The organism is Microbacterium sp. LWH13-1.2, assembly GCF_038397735.1.
GTDB lineage: Bacteria > Actinomycetota > Actinomycetes > Actinomycetales > Microbacteriaceae > Microbacterium.
In genome coordinates, this window is record NZ_CP151635.1 from 3,746,249 (window position 1) to 3,771,418 (window position 25,170).

Genomic DNA, 25,170 nt, shown 5'->3' on the forward strand with positions numbered 1-25,170 from the left:
TTCGGCTTACGCCGCGGTCGTGGTGTACCAGACCGCGGTGTCGATGGGCACTGCGCCACCGTCGAACGGCTGGCTCTGCAGGATCACGAACGCGTCGGCCGGCAGCGGCAGCGGCTCGGTTCCGAGGTTCGCGAGAACGTGCACGTCGCCGCGGCGGAATGCCACCGCATCCGCTCCGGCGTCCTCCCAGACGAGCGATCCTCCGCCGAAACCGTACTCGCGGCGTCCGGCGAGCAGACGCTTGTAGAGCGCGAGCGTCGAGGCGGGGTCGACCTCTTCGACGTCACGCGAGTACGCGGCCCAGTCGGCCGGCTGCGGCAGCCACGACGCGCCGGTCTCGTTGAAGCCGAACGCCGGAGCGTCCGCCTCCCAGGGCAGCGGCACGCGGCATCCGTCTCGTCCGTAGCGCTCGCCGTTCGTGCGGAACCAGGTCGGGTCCTGACGGAACGCGTCGGGGATCTCCATCGCCTCGGGAAGGCCGAGCTCCTCGCCCTGGTACAGGTATGCGGAGCCTGGCAGCGCGAGCATGACCGTCGTCGCCGCGCGGGCGCGGGCGAGACCGATGGCGGTGTCGGGCTTGTGCGGAGTGTTCGGGCCGATGCCCTCGCCCTGCGGGTTGTCGTCGGTGAGCGCCAGGCGTGAGGCGTGGCGCACCACATCGTGGTTCGACAGCACCCAGGTGCTGGGAGCGCCGACGGCACCGAACGCGTCGAGCGACTCGCGGATGACGTCGCCGAGCGCCTTCGCGTCCCATTCCGTCATCAGGTACGGGAAGTTGAACGTCTGGTGCATCTCGTCGGGGCGCACCCACAGAGCGGTCTGCTTCAGCGTCGGCATCCAGGCTTCGCCGCACAGCGCGCGGTCGCCGTCGTATTCGGCGAGCACCTTGTGCCAGTCGCGGTAGATGTCGTGCACGCCGTCCTGACCCCAATACGGCACGTTCGCCTCGCCGCCGCCCATCGAGTCGGCGTCGGCCGGCGGTGTGTAGTCGGGCAGACCTTCGGCCTTGATCATGCCGTGCGCCACATCGACGCGGAAGCCGTCGACACCGCGGTCGAGCCAGAAGCGCAGGATCGAGCGGAACTCCTCACGGACCTCTTCGTTGTTCCAGTCGAAGTCGGGCTGCGTCGGGTCGAAGATGTGCAGGTACCACTGACCGGGGGTGCCGTCGGCCTCGGTGATGCGTTCCCACATGCCGCCGCCGAAGACGGACTCCCAGTTGTTCGGGGGCAGCTCGCCGTTCTTGCCCTTGCCGTCGCGGAAGATGTAGCGCGCACGCTCGGGGCTGCCGGGGGCGGCCTTGAGCGCCTCCTGGAACCAGGCGTGCTGAGCAGATGAGTGGTTCGGCACCAGGTCGACGACCACGCGGATGTCACGGGCATGCGCCTCGTTCAGCATGGTGTCGAAATCGTCGAGCGTGCCGAACAGCGGGTCGACGTCGCGGTAGTCGGCGACGTCGTAGCCGGCGTCGCGCTGCGGGCTCGTCATGAACGGGCTCAGCCAGATCGCGTCGACGCCGAGCTCCTTCAGGGAGTCGAGGCGGCTGGTGATGCCGGGCAGGTCCCCGATGCCGTCACCCGAGGCGTCGGCGAACGAACGGGGGTAGATCTGGTAGATGACCGCGCTGCGCCACCACTCGGAACCGGGGGCTGCGATCTGCTCAAGCTGTGCCATGGCAACAGATTAGTGCAAACGCTTACATGATTGCCAGAGATGCGTTCGAATCGATTCGGTCGTGCGATGTTCCACGCCGCTCCCCGGTGGCTTGCAGTCCGGGAGTATGCTTCGGGCATCCGATGACTGGAGGCTGTCATGGTTCCCGAGATCAACTACTGGGCGGTCCTCATCGCCACGGCGTCGAGCATGATCGTCGGCTCGGTCTGGTACGCGCCGAAGGTGTTCGGCACGCGCTGGTCGAAGCTCGCGAACGTCGACATGGATCGGCCGGGTTCGAGCGCGACCATGGCGATCATCACGACCGTGATCGTGAGCTTCATCACGTCGTGGGTGCTCGCCGGTGCAGCCGCCATCGCCTGGCACTTCTACGAGGGGTCGTACTTCTGGGCGGCGGTGGTGACGGGCGTGCTGCTGTGGGCAGGGTTCACGGCGGCTCGTTTCATCACGCACGACGCGTTCGAGGGTCGCCCGACAGGGCTGACGGTCATGAACATCGCGCACGAGCTCGTCACGATCGTGGTCATGGCGGTGCTCATCGGGGTGTGGCCGCCGGCGCTCGGCTAGATCTCCGGGTTCTTCGTCAGGTCCTGCGCGAGCATCACGAGGATCCCACTCGGGCCACGCAGGTAGGTGAGCTTGTAGACGTCCTGGTAGTTCGCGACTCCCCGCAGGGGCCGGAATCCATGCCGGGCGGCGATGGCCAGGGACTCGTCGATGTCGTCCACCGAGAACGCCACCCGGTGCATCCCGATCTCGTTCGGCAGCGTGGGCTCGGTCTCGATCGCGTCGGGGTGGATGTACTCGAACAGCTCGAGCTGACCGTGGCCGTCCGGTGTCTGCAGCACGGCGATCTTCGCATGATTGCCGTCGAGGCCGACTGCGGTGTCGGCCCACTCTCCGCTGACCTCGTCGCGGCCGAGCACGGTGAGGCCGAGATCGGTGAAGAAGGCGGTGGCCGCGTCGAGGTCGCGCACGGCGATGCCGACGTTCTCCAGTGTGATGGGCATGCGTCGGATGCTACTCGCGAGCGCGACACGCCGGATGAGCCGAAAGACTAGACCTTCGCCACTTCCGAAGAGACTTCCTGGTATGCCAGCATTTTGCTCGTGACCTCCTGGTCGCCTGCGGGGCCCGCACTCGGACCGCTGTTCAGACCGAGGGGGTCAGCATGTCGGGTTCAACGCGCCGTTCGGCTCCGTGGGTGATCGCTGCCGCGCTCGTCGCAGCGGCGCTGGTCGCGGGCGCTGCATCCGCCGCATCCGGAGATGCGACGCCGGACGCCCCGACCGCGGCAGGTGCCGCCCCCGATCCCACGCTGTCGGTCTCGCTGGCCTACGAGTTCCTCGACGCGCGTGTCGACGAGTTCTGCGACGGCGCGGGCCACTGCCTGCCTCGCAGCTACCAGGGCGGGTTCTTCACCGACCTGCCGACGTGGGACTTCACGCCCTCGTTCGTCTACGACGACGCTCTCGTCGTCATCGCGTACACGGCCCGGGGCCTTCCCGACGACATCCGCCGCGCGCAGGCGGTCGGCGACACCCTGCTGTTCGTGCAGGACGAGGACCCGATCGGCGACGGGCGCGTGCGCACCTCGTACGAACCGCACGGCATCCGGCAGGGACGGGTCGAGATCACCGGACCCGGCACCTTCACCGGCAATCAGGCCTGGGTGGGCATGGCACTCACGCGGCTCTTCCACGCGACGGGCGAGCAGAAGTACCTCGACGGCGCGGTGCGGATCGCGCAGTGGATCCAGACGAACACCGCCGACATGAGCCGTGCCCCCTACGGCTACACGGGCGGGCAGCTCGAAGACGGCACCTCGCTCGTGTGGAAGTCGACCGAGCACAACAGCGACATCGCCGGATTCTTCACCCAGCTCGCGCAGCTCACCGGCGACCCCGTCTGGGCCGACCGTGCTGCGGTCGCCACCGACTTCGTCGCCGCGATGCAGAGCGCGGACGGGCACGTCGACACGGGGACGCTCCTGGACGGCTCCGCCGTGAACACGCACCCGGTGCCCCTGGACTCGCAGACCTGGACCTCGCTCGCGACCGGCGATGACCGCTACGACACGGCACTCGACTGGACCCTCGCGAACCTCATCGCCACCGACGGTCAGTACCAGGGGCCGTCGATCAGCGACACCGACGTGTCGAAGGTGTGGTTCGAGGGCAGCGGGCACCTGGCGCTGGCCCTCAAGCTGCGGGATGGTGCGGAGGACGCGGACCGCGCGGAGGCGCTGCTCGACAGCATCCGCCTCGGGCAGCGCGATGCGGCCAACGGCGACGGCAAGGGCATCGTCGCGACCTCGACCGACGGCCTCGACTCCGGCTTCGGCGACCTCTACTACGCCAGCCTGCACACCGGCGCGACGGCCTGGTACCTGCTCGCCGCCGCCGGCGACAATCCCTTCAGCCTTCCGGTCGACTGACCGACGCGCCGCGCCTGCGGTGTCTCGGGAGGAGAAGTCGCCTTCGGGAGGAGAGATCTCGAGGATCCCTCCTCTCGAAGGTCGGAGTTCCGCCCGTGGGCGAGGGGGCCGCCCGAACAGGTGCGGAGAGCGATCAGCCGATGTTCGCGGTGATCCGGGCCAGATGCGCGGCCGCCTCCTCGGCCGATCTGGTGCGTCCGCTGACTCCCGGTCGCTCCTGCCAGGGCAGCGGGCCGTCTGCACGCCGGTACTCGACACCGGCCGCATCCAGGCGGGCCAGGTGCTCGGTCAACCGTGGAGCGAACTCGGCGTAGTCGCGGTCGCCCGTGGTCCACAGAGCCTCGGCGACGGCTGACAGACGCGGGAACGCCCGGTAGTCGAGCCCCCGCATCGAGTCGATGTGCTCGGTCCAGAGGTTCGCCTGGCCGCCGAGCACGTGTTGCGCCTCGGCGGCGTCGAGCTCCGCGGGCACGGGATCGAAGGAGTACGCCTTCTCGACCGTCGTCACGGTGCCGGTCGGGATGGGCTCCGAGTCGAGGTCGGACTCGCGGTAGTCGAGGTACACCGTGTCTTCCGGGCAGGCGACCACGTCGTGCCCCGAGCGGGCAGCGGTGACAGCGCCGACATTGCCGCGCCAGGAGAGCACGGTCGCGCCGTCGGCCAGCCCGCCTTCGAGGATCTCGTCCCAGCCGAGCAGCTTGCGCCCGCGCGACGCCAGGTGCTGCCCGATACGGCTGACGAACCAGCTCTGCAGCTCCTCCTCGTCGTGCAGGCCGAGCTCCCGCATCCGATCCTGGGTCCGCTCGTCCTCGACCCACTGGATCTTGGGGCACTCGTCTCCGCCGATGCAGATGTACTCCGAGGGGAACAGGTCGACGATCTCGTCGAGCACGTCCGACAGGAACCGGATGGTCGACTCCTCGACGTTGAAGATCACCGGATTGATGCCCCAGCGGGTCCACGGGGTGGTCGGTGCGCTGTCGGCGTCGCCGACACCCAGCTCGGGATACGCGGCCACGGCCGCCTGCGCATGGCCCGGGAGCTCGATCTCGGGCACCACGGTGACCCCGCGTGCGGTCGCGTACGCCACGATCTCGCGGATGTCGTCCTGCGTGTAGAAGCCGCCGTGCGGTCGCCCGTCGGTGTCGGATCCGTGCTCCGCTCCGAGCTGGGTCTCGGGGCGCCAGCCGCCCACCTCGGTGAGGCGGGGGTAGCTGGTGATCTCGACCCGCCAGCCCTGGTCGTCGGTGAGGTGCAGATGCAGGGTGTTGAGGCGGTGCATCGCCAGCAGGTCGATGAACCGCAGCACGTCACGTGTCGGTGCGAAGTGGCGGACGACGTCGAGCATGGCTCCGCGCCAGGGGAACTTCGGGGCGTCCTGAACGCGGGTGACGGGGGTGGTCCAGCGCACGGTCGTGCCCGGGGACCGCCGATACACGGCGGCCGGGAACAGCTGCAGCAGCGCCTGCGCGGCCCAGTGCGCCCCGCGCTCCGTCGACGCGGCGAGCCGGACCGACGCCGGTGTGGTCTCGAGATCGAAGGCCTCGTCGGTGAGCGACCGATCGACATCCAGACGGATGCTCGCGGTGTCGCGCGATGCGGTGTCGGACACGCTCAGCGGCAGCACGAACCCGGTCGCCGCCCGCAGCCGCTCCTGCAGTCTCAGGGCCGGCTGGGCGAGGTCGGGGTGGCTCGAGATCGCGGCATCCGCGGTGAGTTCGAACTCGCCGGGGGACGTGAGCTGGGTCGTGGGTCGAGGTAGAAGGGTCGACATTCGGGCGAACTCCCTGGTTGTTTCGGTCGGGCACGAATTAGTTGGTTACATGCCCTAATAGTTAGTAAATAAAGTGACCTAATTCGACGACCAAAATTGTCACCTGAGGCGAAACAATGCCGTCATAACGCTGAAACCTAACAGATCTATAAATGCCAACATAATGATTGACAACGGATATGCAACAGAGGTGTACTAACTTTCACGAACGACACATCGACGTATCCGTTCGCGGTATCCCACCTACCAAGGAGAATTCAGTGGCAATCAAGAAGTTGGCGACGTTCGGTGCCATCGGCATCGTCTCCGCTCTCGCACTCAGCGCGTGTTCCGGTTCGGCCGGTGCCGGCAGCGCCGGCGCTCCCAGCGATGGAAAGGTCCCCGAGGTCGACGGATCCGGCGAGACGCTCACGGTCTGGGTCATGGACGGCGACTACACGCCCGACACGCTCGACGAGATCAACAAGCGCTTCACCGAGGAGACCGGCGCGGAGGTGAACCTCCAGAAGCAGACCTGGGACGGCATCACCACGAAGGTCACGACGGCCCTCGCCACCGACACCCCGCCCGATGTGATCGACATGGGCAACACGCAGATCGCGAGCTACGCCGCGAACGGCGGACTGCTCGACCTCACGGCGTACCAGGACGACCTGGCTCAGGGCCAGACCTGGCTCGACGGACTCGTCGACCCCGCGACGATCGATGGCAGCCTCTACGGGGTACCCGGATTCGCCGGCGCTCGCGCCGTGATCTACAACAAGAAGATGTGGGCGGAAGCGGGCGTCACCGAGGTCCCGACCACGTATGACGAGCTGACGGCGGCCCTCGACAAGGTCGCGGCAGCCAACGCGCAGACGCCCGACTTCTCGCCGTTCTACCTGCCTGGTCAGTACTTCTACGCGGGAATGCAGTTCGTCTGGGACGCCGGTGGGGACATCGCATCCGAGAAGGGCGGCGAGTGGACCTCGGGCTTCGGCTCGGACGAGGCACTCGAAGGCCTCGAGGCGTTCAAGGAGTTCCAGAACACATACTCCACCGCGGCATCCGCGACTCTCGACACCTTCGAGCCGAACCAGGGTCAGATCTTCGCTGACGGCAAGACCTCGGCGATCCTCAACACGAACACCGGTGCGATCTTGAAGATCAACCCGGATCTCGAGCCGGACCTCGGGTCCTTCCCGTTCCCCGGCCTCTCGGGCGAGGCTCAGCCGGTCATGCTCGGCGGCTCCGACTGGGCGATCCCGGTGAAGTCGCAGAACTCGGATCTCGCCCTGAACTGGGTCAAGATCGCCGCCAGCCCCGAGGTTCAGAAGGACTTCGTGTTCGGCGTCGACGGATGGATCCCCAACAGCACGGAGGGGATCGAGTTCGCGCAGGAGACGTTGGATGACGTCAAGGTGAGCTTCTTCACCGCCGCACTCCGGTCGAAGGCCACGCCGGCCAACGCCAACTGGACCACGATCGAGAGCAACAAGGACATCAACAACCTGTTCTCCTCGATCGCCTCGGGCTCGAAGTCCGTCGACGAGGCGGCGACCGCCTTCGACGACGCGGCCGACAAGACGCTCAACACCAAGTAGCACCTCGGATGCCGCGCGCCCGCGCATCGCGGACGTGCGGCATCCTCCCACCCCGCAGTTCCTCGGCCCCGTGAACCGGCGGTGCCCCGACCACCGAAAGGCGAACCCGTGGTCACCACACCCGTCGTGTCACCGCCGTCAGTGAAGACGCGAACACCTCGTCCCCCGTCCCCCCGCGCTCGGCGCACGGCCAGCAGCCGCCGAAGCACGGCCCCGTTCTGGCTCTTGACGCCGGCAGGCCTGATGATCCTGTTCGTCACCCTGCTGCCGATCGGCTTCCTCGTCTTCACGTCCTTCACGAACTACAACCAGCGCACGCTGTTCACGGGAGCCTTCGACTTCGTCGGTCTGGATCAGTACGCCGCGGTGCTGGCCGACCGGGAGTTCTGGCTGTCCCTCACGCGCACGATCGTCTTCACGGCGGCTCTGGTCGTGGGCAGTGTGGCGATCGGCGCGGGGATGTCGCATCTCATGACGCGCCTGCCCTCCGGCATCCGTTATCTCACCACCGTCGTGCTGATCCTGGCCTGGGCGATGCCGAACGTCGCCTCGTCGATCGTCTGGTCGTGGCTCTTCCAGCCGCAGTACGGCGTGATCAACTGGATGCTCACGCAGCTCGGCATCTTCGGCGACATGACCAGCAAGGACTGGTCGTCCGATCCGGTGCTCGCGTGGGTGTGCATCTGGCTGCTCGTCGTCTGGCAAGCCGTTCCCTTCATCGCGCTGACCCTGTACGCCGCAGAGACGCAGGTCGCGGTCGAGCTGAAGGAGGCCGCCCGGCTCGACGGAGCATCCGAATGGCGCATCTATCGCGTCGTCGTGCTGCCCTCGATCGCACCGACGATCCTGCTCGTGACGATGCTGTCGATCATCTGGGACTTCAACGTCTTCAACCAGATCTGGCTCATCTCCGAGGGCGGGCCCGACGGGGCGACCTCGACACTCGGCGTCTTCACCTACACGACGGCGTTCTCCGGCAACCTGCAGATCGGGGCGGGGTCGGCGATCGCCGTGGCCTCGACCGTCATCCTCGCGGCGCTCAGCGCCGTGTACATCCGACACCTCGTGCGGTCGGGAGAGGACCTCTGATGACCACGACGACCACCGCCCCGGCTCCCGCGGCGACCACGACCACGACGACCGCCACCGGACGCAGGCGACGCCGACGCCGCACCCCCTGGGTCAGCAGCAGCATCGCGATCCTCTTCTGCATCGTGTGGGCGTTCCCGGTGTACTGGATGATCAACACCGCGTTCAAGCCACGGTCGGAGATGCTCAGCAGCACGCCGCACTTCCTCCCCGAGTCGCCCACGCTCGACAACTTCTTCACGGCGATCGGCAAGGGCCAGTTCCACATCTATCTGCAGAACTCCGTGATCGTCGTCACCGGTGCGGTGGTGTTCGCGATCGTGCTCGGCCTGTTCGCGGCGGCCGCGCTGTCGCGGTTCCGGTTCCGCGGACGTCGGCCCATCCTGGTGCTCATCCTCATCGTCCAGATGCTGCCGGGCACAGCGCTGCTCATCCCGCAGTTCCTGATCTTCAACTCGATGGGACTCCTGGGGACCTACTGGGGCCTGATCCTCTCGTACGTCGCGAGCGTGCTCCCGTTCTCGATCTGGGTGATGCGCGGGTTCTTCCTCGCCATCCCGATCGAGCTCGACGAGGCCGCCCGCATCGACGGCGCAACGACCTGGCAGGTGCTCACCCGGGTGCTGTTCCCGCTCGTGATGCCCGGCATCATCTCGAGCAGCGTGTTCGCGTTCATCGCCGCCTGGAACGACTACATCGTCGCGTTCACGTTCATGAAGGATCAGGCGAATTACACGCTGCCCGTGTGGCTGAACTCCTTCACCGTCTCGGTCGGCGGCGAGATGGGCACGGACTACGGCGGGCAGATGGCCGCAGCGACGCTGTTCGCTCTCCCTGTCGTCGTCTTCTTCATGATCATCCAACGCAACCTGGTGACCGGCATGTCCGCCGGCGCAGTGAAGGGCTGACCGATGTCCCAGGCGAACGGCCTCGATCGGCCGAAGACGAAGGCGGTCGTCATCACCACCGCAGCGACCCTGATGATCCTGGCGGCGATCGGCGCCGGTGCGCAGCCGGCACTCGCCGCAGCGTCCCCGGCGGGACCCGCGGCGGCCGGGGCTGCGGGGACCGTGGACTGGTACGTCGCGCCCGACGGAACGGTCGACTACGAGCACTCGGCGGCGCTGGCCTACGCGTTCCTCGACGACCGGGTCGACGAGTACTGCAGCGCAGACGGCATGTGTCTGCCGCGGAGCTACCAGGGCGGCTTCTTCACGACCCCTGACTGGGACTTCACGTCGTCGTTCCTGTACGACGACGCGCTGATCGTCATGGCCTATGCGGCGAGGGGGCTTCCCGACGACATCCGTCGGGCGCAGTCGATCGGTGACGCGCTGCTGTTCGTGCAGCAGAACGACCCGGACTTCTCCGACGGGCGCACCCGGGCGTCGTATCAGCCTGCGAGCCTCCGTGCCGGCGCTGTCGAGATCGGATCCTCGGCGTCGAACACCGGCAATCAGGCGTGGGTGGGGATGGCGCTCGCCCGTCTCTTCGACGTCACCGGCGAACGGAAGTACCTCGACGGAGCCCTGCGGCTGGCCGACTGGATCCAGCAGAACACGGCCGACACCGAGCACGCGCCCTTCGGCTACACCGGCGGACAGGATGCCGACGGCAACCCGTTCACGTTCAAGTCGACCGAGCACAACATCGATGTCGCCGCCTTCTTCACGCAGATGTCTGCACTCACCCGTGATGCGGTGTGGGCGGATCGGGCGGCGGTCGCGGCGGGCTTCGTCGCCGCGATGCAGACCGAGGACGGCCACCTGTGGACGGGGACCCATCCGGATGGCGTCTCGACGAACTATTACCCGATCCCCGAGGACCCTCAGACCTGGAGCTACCTCGCGACGCTCGACGACCGATACGCGTCCGCGCTGGCGTGGACGGTCGAGAACCTGCACGCGACCGACGGTCCGTACGCAGGGCCCGCGTTCAGCAGCGCCGATGTGTCGAAGGTCTGGTTCGAGGGGTCGGGGCAGCTGGCTCTCGCCCTGCGCACCCGCGACTCCGCCGGTGACGCGGACTACACGCAGTCGATCCTCGCCTCGGCGGAGCTCGCTCAGCGGCAGGCCGCGAACGGCGACGGCCGAGGGATCGTCGCGTCGTCGAGCGACGGACTCGACACCGGGTTCGGCGACCTCTACTACTCGAGCCTCCACACCGGAGCGACCGCGTGGTACCTCCTCGCGGTCACCGGGTACAACCCGTTCCGCCTCGCGGTGGATCCCGAGACACCGACGGTCCCGAGTCCTGAGGGCGAGGGCGAAGGAGTCGCACCGATCGCCGACGCATCCGGCGATGTCCTGGCCGAGAGCGGCTCCGAGGCCCCGGTCGTCGCGATCGGCGTCGCCGGGCTCGCGCTCCTCGTCGGGGCGAGCCTGCTGCGACGTCGTCATGCCGCGCGGTGATGCCGATCCCGGGGCGGGCGGGAGACAATGGGCTGTGGCCGATCTCCGCATCACGACCAAGGCGCTCCCCGAGCACAATCGCGTGCGCAATCGCGCGATGCTGCTGCAGACGCTGTTCCACGAGGGGCCGCGCAGTCGGGCGGACATCGCGCGCGGATCGGGGCTCAACAAGGTCACCGTCTCGACCATCGTCGGCGAGCTGATCGATCAGGGCATCCTCGTCGAGGCGGGGCATGCGGCGGAGGGCCGCGTGGGAAAGCCGGCCACGCTGGTCGCGCTCGATGACGACTCCCGCTCGATCATCAGCCTCGACCTCTCCGACGCGCAGTCGTTCCGGGGCGCCGTCATGAACCTGCGCGGAGAGGTGTCGCACGAGCGCCGGGTCGATGCGCTCACCGAACGCGGCGACGACGCGATCGCGCGCGTCATCGCGATGATCGAGGAGCTGCTCGCCGAGGCATCCGCTCCCGTCCTCGGGATCGGCGTCGGCAGCCCCGGCGTGGTCGACCGTGACGGCATCGTGCGCTTCGCGCCCCATCTCGGCTGGTTCGGCGCTGACCTGCGTGGGGCTCTGAGTGAGCGCTTCGGCCTGCCGGTGCATATCGTGAACGACGCCAACGGCATGGCTCTCGCCGTGCACACCTTCCGCGAGAACGACGACGGCCGCAGCATCCTGATCCTGACCATCCAGCGTGGAGCGGGGGCGGGGCTGATCATCGGCGAGACGCTGATCGACGGCGTCGACTTCATGGCGGGCGAGATCGGCCACGTGGTGGTGGATCCGAAGCGCGACACCACGTGTCTGTGTGGGCGCCCCGGATGCCTCGACGCGATCGTCGCAGTACCGGCGTTGCGCGCGCGCCTCGACGCCGGTGAGAACCGCGACGAGGTCATGGACGACGCGGCGGACGCGCTCGCCGCTGCCGTGGCTCCGATCATCTCGATGCTGGGTGCGACCCGCATCGTGCTCGTCGGCCCGGAGGACATCCTCGACGAGGCGTTCGCGCAGCGGACCCAGCGGTGTCTGACCGATCGCACGCTTCCGTCGACGACCAGCACGATCGGCGTCGAGATCGGCTCGGACGGCGGACTGCTCGCGCTGCAGGGGCCTCTGGTCGCGGTGCTCTCGGCGGAACTGGGCATCTCGTGACGAACCGCGGCACCGAGAAGGCTCTGCCTGAGCACACCCGACAGGTCAACCGCTCGCTGATCCTGCGTACGCTCTTCCGGAGCGATGCGATGAGTCGAGCGGACCTCGCCAGAGCGACCGGACTCACCAGGGTGAGCGTGTCGCGCATCGTCGATCATCTCGCGGCCGAGGGGGTCGTGCGCGAGAGCGGGCCGAGCCCCGAGGGGAGGGTCGGCAAGCCGAGCACCCTCATCGCGTTGAACCCCGATTCCTATCACGTGGTCACACTCGACCTCTCGGCCTACGCGGAGCTCAGCGGGGCGATCATGAACCTCGACGGCGAGGTGGTGCATTCGACGAGCGTGCCCACCGACGGCGCTCGGGGCGCCGCGCTGGTCGACAAGGTCTGCGCGCTGGCCTCGGCGCTGGTCAAGCGGTCGACCGTGCGGGTCCTCGGTGTGGGCATCGGCTCTCCCGGTGTCGTCAACGGCGAAGGTGTCGTCCTCGAGGCCGTCGCCTTCGACTGGCACGGGCTCGATCTCGGTGCGGCGCTGTCGGCCGCGGTCTCGGTGCCCGTCCACATTGCGAACGACGCCAATGCCGCTGCTCTCGCCGCGCGCACCTACGGCCAGCCGGGCGTCGACAACCTGGCGCTCGTGCGGATAGGTCAAGGTATCGGCAGCGGCATCATCGTCGGCGGTGCGCTCGTCACCGGCGACCGCTTCACGGCCGGCGAGGTCGGCCACGTGCTCGTCGACGAGGGCGGCGAGGTGTGCCGATGCGGCCGACGCGGCTGCCTCGAGGTCGTGGCCGCAGTGCCGTATCTGCGGCGCCTGCTCGCCGAGCCCGACGCGTCAGCCGACGAGATCCTGACTCGCGCAGGGCGAGCTCTCGGGCGGGTGCTCACCCCGATCGTCGCCGCACTCGGGCTCGAGCAGGTCGTGCTGTCCGGACCCCTCGACATCGTCGGCGGGGTGTTCCTCGACGAGACGCGCGCGGCGATCGAGCACGAGGCGCTGGCGATCGTGACCGACGACTTCGAGATCCGTGTGGCGGTGCGCGGCGACGACATCGTCCTGCTCGGGGGTACCGCGCTGGTGGTCGCCGAGGAGCTCGGCATCCGCTGATCGCGGCCGGCCTGCGGATGCTCTCCGCAGACCGCGTGTGCTCTCGCTGTGCAGTGCTTACGCGGCGACGCGGGCGACAGCGGCGATGGCGCTCGTGAAGAAGTCGAGTCCATCGATGCCCGACCGCATGGCGGCCGACGTGTCGGGACCGAAGCCCGCCTCGGTGGCGTGCTCGGGGTGCGGCATGAGCCCCACGACGTTGCCCGCCTCGTTGGTGAGTCCCGCGATGTCGCGCAGCGAGCCGTTGGGGTTGACGCCCGCATAGCGGAACGCGACCAGGCCCTCGCCCTCGAGACGGTCGAGGGTCTCTTCGTCGGCGATGTATCCGCCGTCGGCGTTCTTGAGCGGGATCGTGATCTCCTGGCCCGTGCGGAACCGGTTGGTCCAGGCCGTGTCGGAGTTCTCGACGATGAGCTTCTGATCGCGACGCACGAAGTGCTGGTGGTCGTTGCGGATCAGGCCGCCGGGCAGCAGATGCGCCTCGACGAGCATCTGGAAGCCGTTGCAGATGCCGAGGATGGGCATGCCCTTGGCCGCTGCGTCCTTGACCTCGGCCATGATCGGCGAAAGTGCGGCGATCGCGCCGGCGCGCAGGTAGTCGCCGTAGCTAAATCCGCCGGGAAGGACGAGGGCGTCGACGCCTTCGAGGTCGTGCGAACCGTGCCAGAGGGCGACGGGTTCGGCGCCGGCGATGCGGACGGCGCGCTGCGCGTCGCGATCGTCGAGCGAACCGGGGAAGGTGACGACGCCGATGCGCGTGGTCACTCGGCGACCTCGATGCCGACGACGTCTTCGATCACGGAGTTGGAGAGCACCTCGTCGGCGATGCGGCGGGCCTCGGCGAGGATCTCGTCGGTGACCTCACCCTCGACGGTGAGCTCGAAGCGCTTGCCGATGCGGACGTCGGAGAAGCCCTCGACGCCCAGACGCGCGAATGCGCCGGACACGGCCTTCCCCTGCGGGTCGAGCAGTTCGGGCTTGGGCATGACGTCGACGACGATGGTGGGCATGAACGGCTCCGGAAGTCGCGGGCGGACGGGCGTGCTCAGTCTACCGGCTCGCGGAACGCTCGATTCCCGGGCGTCGCGGCTCAGGCGTGGAAGACGGTGTGCAGGTCGCCGATGGCGTCGCGGCCGCCCAGGCCGTCGATCTCGAACAGCACCGAGATGCCGACCACGTGGCTGCCCAGGCGCTCGACCAGCTCGCGACCGGCGGCCAGGGTCCCGCCCGTGGCCAGCACGTCGTCGATGAGCAGCACGCGGGATCCCTCGGGCAGGTCGTCGTGCATCTCGATCGTGGCGGTGCCGTACTCGAGGGCGTAGTCGACGGATGCCGCGGGGCGGGGCAGCTTGCCCGCCTTGCGGATCGGGATGAGACCGACGCCTGCCGCGATCGCTGCAGCCCCGGCGAGGATGAACCCTCGGGCCTCGATGCCGGCGACCACGTCGAACTGGCCGGCGAACGGCGCGATGATCGCCTCGGTGGTGGCGTGGAGGGCCTCGGCGTCGGCGAGGAGCGGAGTGATGTCGCGGAAGATGATCCCCTCTTCCGGGTAGTCCGGGATGCTGCGGATCAGCGATTCGGCACGGACGAGAGCGGGAGAGAGTTCGGTGTCAGGCACCGGACAAGGGTACGCCGCGTTCACAATTCAGCAGAATCAGGCCGGATTCGCCGAAACGGGGTCGAAGTGGTCGCGTCCGGCGTTCTCATGCTGAATTGCGCACGCAACAGTCGGGCTTGACACCGTGGGAGCGCTCCCATAGAGTCGCTGGACAGTGCGTGGGAGCGCTCCCATGGTGAACCACCACAGGAATCGCAGGAATCGCCACGTGCTGTCCCGACGCACCACCCGCACCACCACTGCACGACCCACCACAAAGGAGTGAACTGTGAACACACGTGCCCGCAAGCGGATCCTGACCACCGCAGCCGTCGCATCCGTCTCCGCCCTGGCCCTCGCCGGCTGTGCGAGCGGTGGCGGCGACGCCGAGGGAGACGACGAGAAGATCACGCTGACCGTCACCACATTCGGCACCTTCGGATACGACGACCTCTACGACGAGTACGAGAAGGCGAACCCGAACGTCACGATCGAGGCGACGAACATCGACACCGGCGGCAACGCCCGCACCGACGCCTTCACGAAGATCGCCGCGGGCTCGGGTCTGAGCGACATCGTCGCGATCGAGGAGGGCTGGCTCGGCGCCATCATGGACGTCTCCGACACCTTCGTCGACCTGCGCGACTACGGCATCGAAGACCGCAAGGCCGACTGGGTCGACTGGAAGTACGGGCAGGCGACGGATGCCGAGGGTCGCGTGATCGGCTACGGCACCGACATCGGCCCGAGCGGCATCTGCTACAACGGCGCTGCCTTCGAAGCCGCAGGGCTGCCCAGCGACCGCGAGTCGGTCGCCGAGCTGCTGAACGGCGATTGGGAGAACTACTTCGCCGTCGGCGCCGAGTACACGGCGAAGACCGGCAAGGCCTGGTACGACCACTCCGGATTCGTCTGGAACGCCATGGTCAACCAGCTCGACGAGGGCTACTACACGACCGACGGCGAGCTGAACGTCGAGGACAACGCCGAGCTCAAGGAGCGCTTCGAGCTGCTCGGAGCGGCCACCGAGGGCGGCCAGTCCGCCGCGCAGACCGCGTGGGACTGGAACGGCGGCAAGTCGTTCGTCGACGGCACCTTCGCCACGTTCGTCTGCCCGGGCTGGATGCTCGGAGTCGTGCAGGGACAGGTCGAGGCCGGCGGCGGCGACGCCTCCACCGGCTGGGACTTCGCCGACGTGTTCCCCGGCGGCGCGGCCAACTGGGGCGGCGCGTTCCTCTCGATCCCCGAGAGCTCCGAGCACAAGGAAGCCGCAGCCGATCTCGCTGACTGGCTGACGCAGCCCGAGCAGCAGGTCAAGCAGTCCGAGGCTGCGGGCAACTTCCCCTCCACGGTGACGGCACAGGAGACGCTCGCCTCTGACGCGACGCCGAACCCGTTCTTCAACGACGCGCCGACCGGCGCGATTCTCGCGGAGCGTGCCAAGGGCGTCGTGGCGCAGTTCAAGGGCGCCGATGACTCCGTCATCCAGGAGAACGTCTTCGGCCCGGCCCTCAGCGGCCTCGACCGCGGCGACACCGACACCCAGGGTGCGTGGGATGCGGCGATCAAGCTCCTGAACGAGCTGGTCGACTGACCCAGCCGCATCCCTTCCGGTCGCAGTTCGTGCCGCACCGCCTTCCCTGGCGCGGCACGGACTGCGACCGAAACACCACGGACGCACGGACCAGGACCAAGGAAGAGTCATGACACTCACCGATGAGCGCTCGGAGACGTCGACCGCGTCGACGAAGAACGCGAAGAGCCCGAAGACGGATGCCGCCGGCCGGCGTCCCTGGCGGCATCGCCTCTCGCGGTTCGACCAGAACGCCTCGCCGTACTTCTACATCTCGCCGTTCTTCCTGCTGTTCGGACTGGTCGGCCTGTTCCCGCTTCTGTACACGGTGTGGGTCGCGGTGCACGAGTGGGACCTGCTCAAGGGGCAGGGAGAGTTCGTCGGCACCGGAAACTTCGTCGAGATCCTCGGCGATGCGATGTTCTGGAACTCGATCTTCAACACGCTCAGCATCTTCCTGCTGTCGGCGATCCCGCAGCTGGCTGTCGCCCTGGTGATCGCCTACCTGCTGGATCGCGGCCTCCGGGCCCCGACGTTCTGGCGCATGAGCATCCTCATCCCGTTCGTCGTGACGCCCGTGGCCGTCGCCATCATCTTCTCGAGCATCTTCAACGAGGCCGACGGCCTGGCCAACAACCTGCTGAACCTGATCGGCATCGCCGATCAGGAGTGGAAGCACGACACGGCCCTGTCTCACCTCGCGATCGCCATCATGGTGAACTTCCGTTGGACGGGCTACAACGCCCTCATCCTGCTCGCCGCGATGCAGGCGGTGCCGCGCGACCTCTACGAGTCCGCAGCCCTCGACGGCGCGGGAGCCGCCCGCCGCTTCTTCTCGATCACCATCCCCACCATCCGTCCGACGCTGATCTTCGTGATCATCACCGCGACGATCGGCGGCCTGCAGATCTTCGCCGAGCCGCGACTGTTCGACGTCTCGACGGCCGGCGGCATCGGAGGCAGCGATCGACAGTTCCAGACGACGGTCCTCTTCCTCTGGGAGCTCGCCTTCTTCCGGCGCGACCTCGGGGAGGCATCCGCCGTCGCGATCCTGCTGTTCCTGCTCATCGTGGGCATCGGAGTGATCAACTTCCTCATCTCGCGGCGGATCTCGACCGGGGACTCCCCGAAGAGCCGCGCCGCCCGTCGCCGCGCACGCAGCGACGCCGCGGCCGCCACCACCGCGGTCGCCGCCACCACGACGATCGCCACCACGACCGAGGAGAACGCGCGATGACCGCCACCCAGGCACTCAGCGTCCCCGAGAAGATCCGCAGGCGCCGAGGCGCCGTCGGCGGCAACGCCGGAATCGGCAGCCGCCCCGGATTCCTCACCTACGGGCTGCTCGCCGCGTTCATCATCGGCAGCGTCTACCCGCTGTGGTGGTCCGTGGTCGTCGCCAGCGGCACCAACGCCACCCGCGGCGAGACTCTGCCGCTGATCCCCGGCGGCAACTTCTTCGCCAACGCCGCCAAGGTGTTCGACGCGATCCCCTTCTGGCTCGCTCTCGGCAACTCGTTCCTCATCTCGGCGATCATCACGCTGTCGGTGGTGACGTTCTCTACGCTCGCGGGCTACGCGTTCGCCAAGCTGCGCTTCAAGGGCCGCGACGGACTGATGATCTTCGTGATCGCGACCATGGCGATCCCGACGCAGCTCGGCATCATCCCGTTGTTCATGCTGATGCGGGAGCTCGGCTGGACCGGCTCGATCGGCGCGGTCATCGTGCCGACCCTCGTCACGGCGTTCGGCGTCTTCTTCATGCGGCAGTACCTGGTCGACGTGATCCCCGACGAGCTGATCGAGGCCGCACGCATGGACGGCGCGAACCAGTTCCGCACGTTCCTCACCGTCGGCATCCCGGCCGCCCGACCCGCCATGGCGATCCTCGGACTCTTCACCTTCATGACGGCCTGGACCGACTACCTCTGGCCGCTGATCGTGCTCTCTCCGCAGAACCCGACGCTGCAGACGGCGCTCAGCCAGCTGCAGTCGGGCTACTACATCGACTACTCGATCGTGCTCGCCGGAGCGGTGCTCGCGACCCTCCCGCTGCTCGTCCTGTTCGTCGTCGCAGGACGCCAGCTCGTCAGTGGCATCATGGCCGGCGCGGTGAAAGGATGACCCCTATGACCCGAGCCTTTCCCGAGAACTTCCTGTTCGGCGCCGCGACCGCGGCGTACCAGATCGAGGGGGCGGCTTTCGAAGACGGGCGCACCGCATCGATCTGGGATGCCTTCAGCAAGGTTCCCGGTGCAGTCATCGGCGGCGACAACGGAGACGTGGCGTGCGACCACTATCACCGCTATCCGCAGGACGTCGCTCTGATGAAGGAGCTCGGACTGCAGACCTACCGATTCTCGACCTCCTGGTCGCGGGTGCGGCCTGATGGCGGGGCCGTGAACGCGAAGGGCGTCGACTTCTACGAGCGCCTGGTCGACGAGCTGCTGGCTGCCGACATCCTGCCGTGGCTGACGCTGTACCACTGGGACATGCCGCAGGCGCTGCAGGAGACCGGCGGATGGACCAACCGTGACACCGTGAGTCGGTTCCTCGAGTACGCGGGGACGATGCACGACGCCCTGGGCGACCGGGTGAACGTGTGGACCACCCTGAACGAGCCGTGGTGCTCGTCGTTCCTCTCGTACACCGGGGGCGAGCACGCACCGGGCCACACGAGCGTCGCCGAGGGCCTGATCGCAGCCCACCACCTCCTGCTCGCGCACGGTGGGACGGTGCGCGAGCTGCGTGGGCGCGACGCGAACCTGAACCTCGGCATCACGCTGAACCACACCGTCGCCGACCCTGCCGATCCCGCGAACCCCGCCGATGTCGATGCTGCTCGCCGCGTCGACGGCCAGTTCAACCGCTGGTTCCTCGACCCGATCTACCGCGGCGTGTACCCGGACGACATCATCAGGGACATCAGGGCGGTGGATGCCGACGCGGTGGCGCGCTTCACGGATGCCGTTCACGACGGCGACCTTGCTCTGATCTCGCAGCGAATCGACACGCAGGGCGTCAACTACTACCACGGCGACTTCCTCTCGGGCACGGCGCCCGAGGTCGCTCCGGTCAGCGGGGGACCTGCAACCGACCGTGTCGGACGCAGCCCCTACCCGTCGAGCGAGGGCATCCACTCGGTCGAGCGAGGTCTGCCGCGCACCGCGCAGAACTGGGAGGTGCAGCCCGAGGGCCTGACCCGCCTGCTGCAGAGGGTGTGGACCGAGTACGCCGAGCCCGCGGGGGTCGTGCTCTACATGACCGAGAACGGCGCCGCCTATGACGACGTCGCGGTCGTCGAAGACGGCGAGACGCGCGTGCATGACGACGACCGCACCGAGTTCCTGCGCCTGCACCTCGGGGCGGTGCTCGATGCGGCCGAGGCCGGAGTCGACGTCCGCGGCTACTTCTACTGGTCGATGTTCGACAACTTCGAGTGGGCCTGGGGCTATGACAAACGCTTCGGAATCGTGCGCGTCGACTACGACACCCAGGAGCGGAGTCTGAAGGACTCCGGTCGGGAGTACGCTCGCATCATCGCCGCTCGCGCTCTCTGACGCCGGGCGGCGGCACCAGGGAGCATCCGGCCTCACCGTCGGACGGAGGGAGAGTCGTGTCACTACGAGCGACCATCGAAGAGGTGGCGTCGGCCGCCGGAGTCTCGCGATCGACCGTGTCGCGCGTCGTGAACGGGTCGACGGCCGTGAGCCCCGAGGCCCTCCTCGCCGTGCAGCGGGCCATCGAGGAGCTCAGCTACGTGCCCAACCGTGCGGCCCGGTCGCTGGCGTCGAAGCAGACGCACGCGATCGCGTTGATCGTGCCCGAGGACACCACCCGCTTCTTCGGCGACCCGTTCTTCGCGGCGATCGTCGCGGGCATCACCGGAGCGCTCCGAGGCTCCGACTACCTGCTCAACCTGCTCATCGCGAGTGACGACCCGGGCGACAAGATGACGAGCTTCGTTCGCAACGGCGGCGTCGACGGTGCGCTGATCGTGTCTCATCACACGAGCGACGCCTTCATCGACAGGGTCGCCGACGCTGTGCCGGTGGTCTGGGGCGGCAGGCCGGTGCGGATCCGCGAGGGCGACTACGTCGTCGACGTCGACAACGTCGCGGGCGCCCGCACAGCGACCCAGCATCTGATCGAGACGGGACGCACCCGCATCGCCACGATCTCCGGCCCACTGACGATGGTGTCGTCGGTCGATCGTGTGCAGGGGTTCCGCGGGGCGCTCGCCGATGCGGGGCTGTCGCCGTTCGCGGAGGAGGCCGGCGACTACAGCGAGGGGAGCGGAGCGGATGCCGCGCGCCGCATACTCGCGGCCGGCCGCCCCGACGCCATCTTCGTGGCCAGCGACCTCATGGCGCGGGGAGCGCTGACGGCGCTGCGCGCCGCCGGCATCCGTGTTCCCGAAGACGTCGCGCTGGTCGGGTTCGACGATTCGTCCGTCGCGCTGAGCACCGATCCGCAGCTCACGACCATGCGACAGCCGATGTACGCCCAGGGCGAGGCGATGGCCGGAGTCCTGCTGTCCCGCCTCGCGGGGCGCGACCCCGAGCACACCACGATCCTGCCGACCGAGCTGGTGGTGCGCGCCTCGTCGTAGCGGCGGACGGTCGCCGGATATCGCCGGAGGGAGGATGACACGGACGCGGACCGGACGCCCCTCCAGGTTGGTCCGCATCCGTGATTCCGGGCGGTCAGCCGATCGGGTGCGGCGACCGGAGTTCTATGGGGGCGGGCCAGGGGAGGGTCGCCCAGGGGCCATGACGTTTCGCCGACGCAGCCTCCTTGAAGTCGTGCCACCCTCCGCCGTACTTCGCGAACGAGTCCTCGTCGAGGGTGCCGTCGCTCCAATGCATGATGCGGCCGGCGAGGTAGCTGAGTCCGAAATCCGCCCAGGACACGAAGCACGGACGGGCGTCGACGTTTATCCGGTGGATGATCCTGCGAGCCTCGCCGAGGTCTGCGTATCCGAGCGCCACTCCCCACGTCGTCATGGCGACGGCTTGACCCAGCGCATAGGCGTCGAGCGTCCGGACGTACACGTCTGAAGTCACGATGTCATCTCCGACGCGGCGGCGGATCTCGCGTTCGATGTGCTCGATGCCCGTGACGAACGGATGCGCGTCACGCGCATCACCGCCGTCTGAGGCGATCGCGTCGAGCCACTCCCACATTCTCGGCGCGCGGCCCAGCCTGTTCGCGAGGTCGTTGCGCACGGCGAGGTGCAGCATCCACGCGTGGCGGCGACGGCGCACCGTGGTCAGGTGCTCGATCATCCCGAGCCAGTCCTGTCGCGAGTGGATTCCCCATTGATCGATCAGAGCCTGCTTCTCGTCGTCACCGAGCTCTGAGGCGGTCGGATCGTTCCACGCACCGGAGGGAACCGCACGGATCTGCAGGAACCCGAGCGCGATCTCGTTCGCCGCGGCATCGGAGGTCGCATATTCGCTCGACGCCGGAAATCTGGAGACGGGCAGGATCCACGAGAGGGGATGCATGGTACTCCTTCCGTCGCTGCACTGCCGACACGCAAAGGTTGAATAGTCGTTCAATCAGTAATATATAGGTTTCGGATCCGTTTTCCGAGTCGTCCAATCCTGGGGAGGTGGACTAGACATGACGCGCAACGACGAGCTGAACCGCATGGCACGGGAGCGCTCCCGCAAGGTCATCCTGGAGGCGGCGATCGAATTGTTCGCAGAGCGCGGTGTCTCGGGTGCGAGCATCGCCGAGATCACTCGTCGTGCGGGCGTCGCGCAGGGTTTGGCGAACTACCATTTCGGCGGCAAAGACCAGCTGATCGCGGCTGTGCTCGACAGCTGGTTCGACGTGCTGTTCGGGATTCCCCAGGTCGAGGGCCCCGCCGATCTGCGTCTGGCCGGCATCATCGACGGCGCTCTCACGGCCACCGGTTATGCGCTGCCCGTGCAGCGAGCGGTGTTCGCGATGCAGCAGCAGCCGAGCACCCACCGTCTGTACGCCGAGGCCGAGGGGCGGCATGCGGATCAAGCGGTCGCTTCCGAGAACACGGTGCGAGAGATCTTCCGGGAACGGGGCGCGAGCGACCCGCCCCTCGAGGAGATCATGCTGCGCAGCACGCTCGAAGGCATCTTCATGAAGTACGCCGTCTATGGCGACACCTACCCGCTCGAAGACGCTCGACGCTGGGTGCACAGGCTCTACGGCCTGCCTGAGCCCGAGGCGCCGCTTCCTCTGCAGCTCGCGCCGCGCGATCCGGACGCGAGGACCCGCGCTTCCGGAGCGCTCCGATCCGAGAACTGACCCGGAACGGGATCTGTCTCAGATCCTGTGGTCCATCCGGTTCGCCGCCCTGCCGAACCGCTCATCCCAGCTTCATACGGGCGAACGCGCCGAGTACGACGCGCTCCGACTGCACGAGGTAGCGCTCGAGCTCGTCGGCTCCCGCCTGCGCTCCTCGCGTCAGGAACGTGTCGAGCACGGCGCGGTTCTTGCGGACGAACGGCTCGTGCAGCGATCGGGGGTCGTCGATCTTCAGGAAGGCGAGTCGCAACTCTGCGGCCAGGTCTCGATAGGTGCGCGCCAACCGCGGGCTGTCGGCCAGAGCCACCAGGGCGACGTGGAACGCCATGTTGGCGCTGCCGACCGCGCGCCAGGTCTCGGAGTCGTCGAGGACGGCATCCTGGGCGGCCGCCTCTGCGGCGAGCACCGCCTCCTGCATCTGCTGGACCGCCGGGTGCTCGGGCTCGGAGTGCAGCAGCGCGGTGCATTCGATGATGCGGCGTGCTCGATAGATGTCGATGACATCGGCGATCGACGGCGAGGCGACGGAGACTCCTCGGTGCGGGATGTGCTCGAGCAGCCCCTGCTCGGCGAGGACGCGGAACGCCTCGCGCAGGGTGTTGCGTGCGACGCCGAAGTGCTCGGCGATGGCCGACTCCGACAGTCGTGAACCGGGCGCGAAGGCTCCGTCGATGATCTGCTGTCGGAGCGCATCGGCGAGCATGCCCTGCTGGTTCATGCCTTCATCGTAGGCGGGGGTCGCTACGGATCGTTCGACCGCCAGCCTCGACCATTACGCGAATGGAACTCCGCCGTAGCACAGCGGAAACAAAGTTGTTGAACAATATTGCTCGATCCGTTCTACACTGGGTGCACTCGACACCCACCAACGACGATGGGAAATCCCCCGCAATGTCAGAGAACAACACCGCCTCGCTGTCTGCAGAAGACGAAGTCCGGCTCTCCGCCGCCAAGAAGCGAGCAGGCCGCAGCGCCGTGATCGGCGCGATCTTCCTGATGGCCACCAGCGCGATCGGCCCAGGATTCATCACCCAGACGGCCACCTTCACCGCGACGATGGGCGCGGCGTTCGCCTTCGCGATCCTGGTCTCGATCCTCGTCGACATCGCAGTGCAGTTGAACATCTGGCGCATGATCACCTCCTCCGGCCTGCGCGCCGGAGAGCTCGCCAACCGTGCCATCCCCTTCTCGGGCCACGTCATCGCCGTGCTCGTCGTGATCGGCGGCCTGGCCTTCAACATCGGCAACATCGCCGGCGGCGGACTCGGGCTGAACGCGCTGCTCGGCATCGACCCGAAGCTCGGCGGCATGCTCACTGCGGCCCTCGCCATCATCATCTTCCTGATCAAGAAGGCCGGCCCGGTGATGGACATCGTGTTGGTCGTGCTCGGCATCGGCATGATCGTGATGACCGTTGTCGTCGCGGTCATCGCCCAGCCGCCGATCGGCGAGGCGCTGCGGCAGACGTTCGTGCCGGACGAACTCAACTTCGCCACCATCACCACGATCGTCGGCGGAACAGTCGGCGGATACATCACCTACTCGGGCGCCCACCGCTACCTCGACTCGGGTCACACGGGTCCCGAGCAGGCGGGCCCCGTGATGCGCGCCGCGGCGAACGGCATCCTCGTCACCGGCGTGATGCGCTACGTGCTGTTCCTCGCGATCCTCGGTGTGGTCGCCTCGGGCGTCTCGCTCGATCTGTCGAGCCAGGCGGCGAACCCCGCGGGTCAGGCCTTCGGCGCCGTGCTCGGCGACGCGGGACTGCGGATCTTCGGAGCCATCTTCTGGGCCGCCGCGATCAGCTCGGTCATCGGGGCGGCGTACACGTCGGCGACCTTCCTCTCGACCTTCACGAAGAAGCTCAAGGGCGGCTGGCCGCTGCAGCTGGCGACCGTCGCCTTCATCGTCGTCTCGCTGATCGTCTACCTCTCGATCGGCACCGCTCCTGCCGCGATCCTCGTCTTCGTCGGCGGATTCAACGGGTTGATCCTTCCCATCGGCCTCACGGTCTTCATGTACATCGGCTGGTTCCGCCGTGACCTGCTCGGCTCGAAGAAGTACCCGATGTGGCTGCTCGTCGCAGGGACGCTCGTGACGCTGCTCACCTGGTACATGGGCATCGTCTCGGTGGGCCCCATCTTCGCCTTCCTCGGAATCGGAGCCTGACCCCATGACATCGATCGACCTGAACTCCGACCTCGGAGAGAACGTCGCCGACCGGATCGTCAGCGACGACGAGAGCATGCTGCGCCTCGTGACGAGTGCGAACGTGGCGTGCGGCTTCCACGCGGGCAGCCCCGAAGGCATCCGGGCGACGCTCTCGAGCGCGGTGGCACGAGGCGTCGTGATCGGCGCGCACCCCGGCTATCGGGACTACGAGAACTTCGGCCGCACGAGGGTGGAGATCGATTCGACGACACTGCAGGCGCATGTCGAGTACCAGCTCGGAGCCTTGATCGGTCTCGCCGCAGCCGTC

The 25,170-nt window shown here is 67.8% G+C and carries 24 protein-coding genes; 16 read left to right on the top strand and 8 right to left on the bottom strand.

Going from position 1 to position 25,170, the window contains the following annotated elements; genetic code table 11:
- Nucleotides 1-6: 6 nt before the first annotated feature.
- On the bottom strand, nucleotides 7-1,674 hold the full coding sequence (locus MRBLWH13_RS18145) for an alpha-amylase family glycosyl hydrolase (protein WP_341956295.1): 1,668 nt from the start codon (nucleotides 1,672-1,674) through the stop codon (nucleotides 7-9).
- A 138-nt stretch (nucleotides 1,675-1,812) separates the two neighbouring features.
- Between MRBLWH13_RS18145 and MRBLWH13_RS18150 the strand changes: the two genes are divergently transcribed.
- A complete protein-coding gene (locus tag MRBLWH13_RS18150; protein WP_341956296.1) occupies nucleotides 1,813-2,241 on the top strand; it encodes a DUF1761 domain-containing protein in 429 nt (142 codons plus the stop codon).
- On the opposite strand, the gene MRBLWH13_RS18155 is transcribed toward MRBLWH13_RS18150, so the two are convergent.
- Nucleotides 2,238-2,684, bottom strand: coding sequence for a VOC family protein (locus MRBLWH13_RS18155; RefSeq protein WP_341956297.1), 447 nt, complete (start codon nucleotides 2,682-2,684; stop codon nucleotides 2,238-2,240). The genes MRBLWH13_RS18150 and MRBLWH13_RS18155 overlap by 4 nt on opposite strands.
- Nucleotides 2,685-2,845: 161 nt before the next feature.
- Between MRBLWH13_RS18155 and MRBLWH13_RS18160 the strand changes: the two genes are divergently transcribed.
- Nucleotides 2,846-4,111: a hypothetical protein gene (locus tag MRBLWH13_RS18160; protein WP_341956298.1), complete on the top strand. Its 1,266-nt coding sequence runs from the start codon at nucleotides 2,846-2,848 to the stop codon at nucleotides 4,109-4,111.
- 133 nt (nucleotides 4,112-4,244) lie between these two features.
- On the opposite strand, the gene MRBLWH13_RS18165 is transcribed toward MRBLWH13_RS18160, so the two are convergent.
- The gene (locus MRBLWH13_RS18165; RefSeq protein ID WP_341956299.1) at nucleotides 4,245-5,885 is read right to left on the bottom strand and encodes a beta-N-acetylhexosaminidase; all 1,641 of its coding nucleotides are present in this window, start codon (nucleotides 5,883-5,885) and stop codon (nucleotides 4,245-4,247) included.
- A gap of 260 nt (nucleotides 5,886-6,145) precedes the next feature.
- Between MRBLWH13_RS18165 and MRBLWH13_RS18170 the strand changes: the two genes are divergently transcribed.
- The 6 genes from MRBLWH13_RS18170 (at nucleotide 6,146) to MRBLWH13_RS18195 (ending at nucleotide 13,224) form a co-directional block, all read left to right on the top strand.
- Nucleotides 6,146-7,468, top strand: coding sequence for an extracellular solute-binding protein (locus MRBLWH13_RS18170; RefSeq protein WP_341956300.1), 1,323 nt, complete (start codon nucleotides 6,146-6,148; stop codon nucleotides 7,466-7,468).
- A gap of 243 nt (nucleotides 7,469-7,711) precedes the next feature.
- Nucleotides 7,712-8,557 (top strand): sugar ABC transporter permease, encoded by an 846-nt coding sequence (locus MRBLWH13_RS18175; RefSeq protein ID WP_341956301.1) that lies wholly within the window; start codon nucleotides 7,712-7,714, stop codon nucleotides 8,555-8,557.
- The gene (locus MRBLWH13_RS18180) at nucleotides 8,557-9,465 is read left to right on the top strand and encodes a carbohydrate ABC transporter permease (protein ID WP_210096808.1); all 909 of its coding nucleotides are present in this window, start codon (nucleotides 8,557-8,559) and stop codon (nucleotides 9,463-9,465) included. Before MRBLWH13_RS18175 ends, MRBLWH13_RS18180 begins: the two co-directional genes overlap by 1 nt.
- 3 nt (nucleotides 9,466-9,468) lie before the next feature.
- The gene (locus tag MRBLWH13_RS18185; protein WP_341956302.1) at nucleotides 9,469-10,968 is read left to right on the top strand and encodes a hypothetical protein; all 1,500 of its coding nucleotides are present in this window, start codon (nucleotides 9,469-9,471) and stop codon (nucleotides 10,966-10,968) included.
- A gap of 34 nt (nucleotides 10,969-11,002) precedes the next feature.
- Entirely contained in the window at nucleotides 11,003-12,118 is a 1,116-nt protein-coding gene (locus MRBLWH13_RS18190) for an ROK family transcriptional regulator (RefSeq protein ID WP_341956303.1), read from the top strand.
- Nucleotides 12,115-13,224, top strand: coding sequence for an ROK family transcriptional regulator (locus MRBLWH13_RS18195; protein WP_341956304.1), 1,110 nt, complete (start codon nucleotides 12,115-12,117; stop codon nucleotides 13,222-13,224). Before MRBLWH13_RS18190 ends, MRBLWH13_RS18195 begins: the two co-directional genes overlap by 4 nt.
- 57 nt (nucleotides 13,225-13,281) lie before the next feature.
- On the opposite strand, the gene purQ is transcribed toward MRBLWH13_RS18195, so the two are convergent.
- The 3 genes from purQ to MRBLWH13_RS18210 form a co-directional block, all read right to left on the bottom strand.
- On the bottom strand, nucleotides 13,282-13,989 hold the full coding sequence (gene purQ, locus MRBLWH13_RS18200) for a phosphoribosylformylglycinamidine synthase subunit PurQ (RefSeq protein ID WP_341956305.1): 708 nt from the start codon (nucleotides 13,987-13,989) through the stop codon (nucleotides 13,282-13,284).
- Nucleotides 13,986-14,234, bottom strand: coding sequence for a phosphoribosylformylglycinamidine synthase subunit PurS (purS, locus tag MRBLWH13_RS18205; protein WP_120494994.1), 249 nt, complete (start codon nucleotides 14,232-14,234; stop codon nucleotides 13,986-13,988). The genes purQ and purS overlap by 4 nt, the downstream gene beginning before the upstream one ends.
- Before the next feature lie 80 nt (nucleotides 14,235-14,314).
- Complete coding sequence (locus MRBLWH13_RS18210) at nucleotides 14,315-14,845, bottom strand: adenine phosphoribosyltransferase (protein ID WP_341956306.1); 531 nt, start codon at nucleotides 14,843-14,845, stop codon at nucleotides 14,315-14,317.
- Nucleotides 14,846-15,113: 268 nt separating this feature from the next.
- Between MRBLWH13_RS18210 and MRBLWH13_RS18215 the strand changes: the two genes are divergently transcribed.
- The 5 genes from MRBLWH13_RS18215 to MRBLWH13_RS18235 all read left to right on the top strand — a co-directional run bounded on the left by MRBLWH13_RS18215 (nucleotide 15,114) and on the right by MRBLWH13_RS18235 (nucleotide 21,009).
- Complete coding sequence (locus MRBLWH13_RS18215; RefSeq protein WP_341956307.1) at nucleotides 15,114-16,418, top strand: ABC transporter substrate-binding protein; 1,305 nt, start codon at nucleotides 15,114-15,116, stop codon at nucleotides 16,416-16,418.
- Nucleotides 16,419-16,527: 109 nt separating this feature from the next.
- Nucleotides 16,528-17,634 carry a sugar ABC transporter permease gene (locus tag MRBLWH13_RS18220; protein WP_341956308.1) on the top strand — a complete coding sequence of 369 codons (1,107 nt, stop codon included), beginning with the start codon at nucleotides 16,528-16,530 and terminating at the stop codon, nucleotides 17,632-17,634.
- Nucleotides 17,631-18,521 carry a carbohydrate ABC transporter permease gene (locus tag MRBLWH13_RS18225; RefSeq protein ID WP_056310182.1) on the top strand — a complete coding sequence of 297 codons (891 nt, stop codon included), beginning with the start codon at nucleotides 17,631-17,633 and terminating at the stop codon, nucleotides 18,519-18,521. Before MRBLWH13_RS18220 ends, MRBLWH13_RS18225 begins: the two co-directional genes overlap by 4 nt.
- Nucleotides 18,522-18,526: 5 nt before the next feature.
- Entirely contained in the window at nucleotides 18,527-19,957 is a 1,431-nt protein-coding gene (locus tag MRBLWH13_RS18230; RefSeq protein ID WP_341956309.1) for a GH1 family beta-glucosidase, read from the top strand.
- Nucleotides 19,958-20,013: 56 nt separating this feature from the next.
- Nucleotides 20,014-21,009, top strand: coding sequence for a LacI family DNA-binding transcriptional regulator (locus MRBLWH13_RS18235; protein ID WP_341956310.1), 996 nt, complete (start codon nucleotides 20,014-20,016; stop codon nucleotides 21,007-21,009).
- A gap of 94 nt (nucleotides 21,010-21,103) precedes the next feature.
- Here MRBLWH13_RS18235 and MRBLWH13_RS18240 read toward each other — a convergent pair whose 3' ends face one another.
- Nucleotides 21,104-21,907, bottom strand: coding sequence for a DUF1266 domain-containing protein (locus tag MRBLWH13_RS18240; protein ID WP_341956311.1), 804 nt, complete (start codon nucleotides 21,905-21,907; stop codon nucleotides 21,104-21,106).
- A gap of 118 nt (nucleotides 21,908-22,025) precedes the next feature.
- On the opposite strand from MRBLWH13_RS18240, the gene MRBLWH13_RS18245 reads away from it, so the two are divergent.
- The gene (locus MRBLWH13_RS18245) at nucleotides 22,026-22,691 is read left to right on the top strand and encodes a TetR/AcrR family transcriptional regulator (protein ID WP_341956312.1); all 666 of its coding nucleotides are present in this window, start codon (nucleotides 22,026-22,028) and stop codon (nucleotides 22,689-22,691) included.
- A 61-nt stretch (nucleotides 22,692-22,752) separates the two neighbouring features.
- Here the strand turns inward: MRBLWH13_RS18245 and MRBLWH13_RS18250 are convergent, their stop codons facing one another.
- A complete protein-coding gene (locus MRBLWH13_RS18250) occupies nucleotides 22,753-23,409 on the bottom strand; it encodes a GntR family transcriptional regulator (protein ID WP_341956313.1) in 657 nt (218 codons plus the stop codon).
- 173 nt (nucleotides 23,410-23,582) lie between these two features.
- Here MRBLWH13_RS18250 and MRBLWH13_RS18255 point away from each other — a divergent pair, with 173 nt between their 5' ends.
- Together MRBLWH13_RS18255 and MRBLWH13_RS18260 are read left to right on the top strand one after the other, a co-directional pair.
- Nucleotides 23,583-24,860, top strand: coding sequence for an NRAMP family divalent metal transporter (locus tag MRBLWH13_RS18255; RefSeq protein ID WP_341956314.1), 1,278 nt, complete (start codon nucleotides 23,583-23,585; stop codon nucleotides 24,858-24,860).
- A 4-nt stretch (nucleotides 24,861-24,864) separates the two neighbouring features.
- Nucleotides 24,865-25,170 (top strand): LamB/YcsF family protein (locus MRBLWH13_RS18260; RefSeq protein WP_341956315.1); only part of this gene is annotated, 306 nt, incomplete at its 3' end.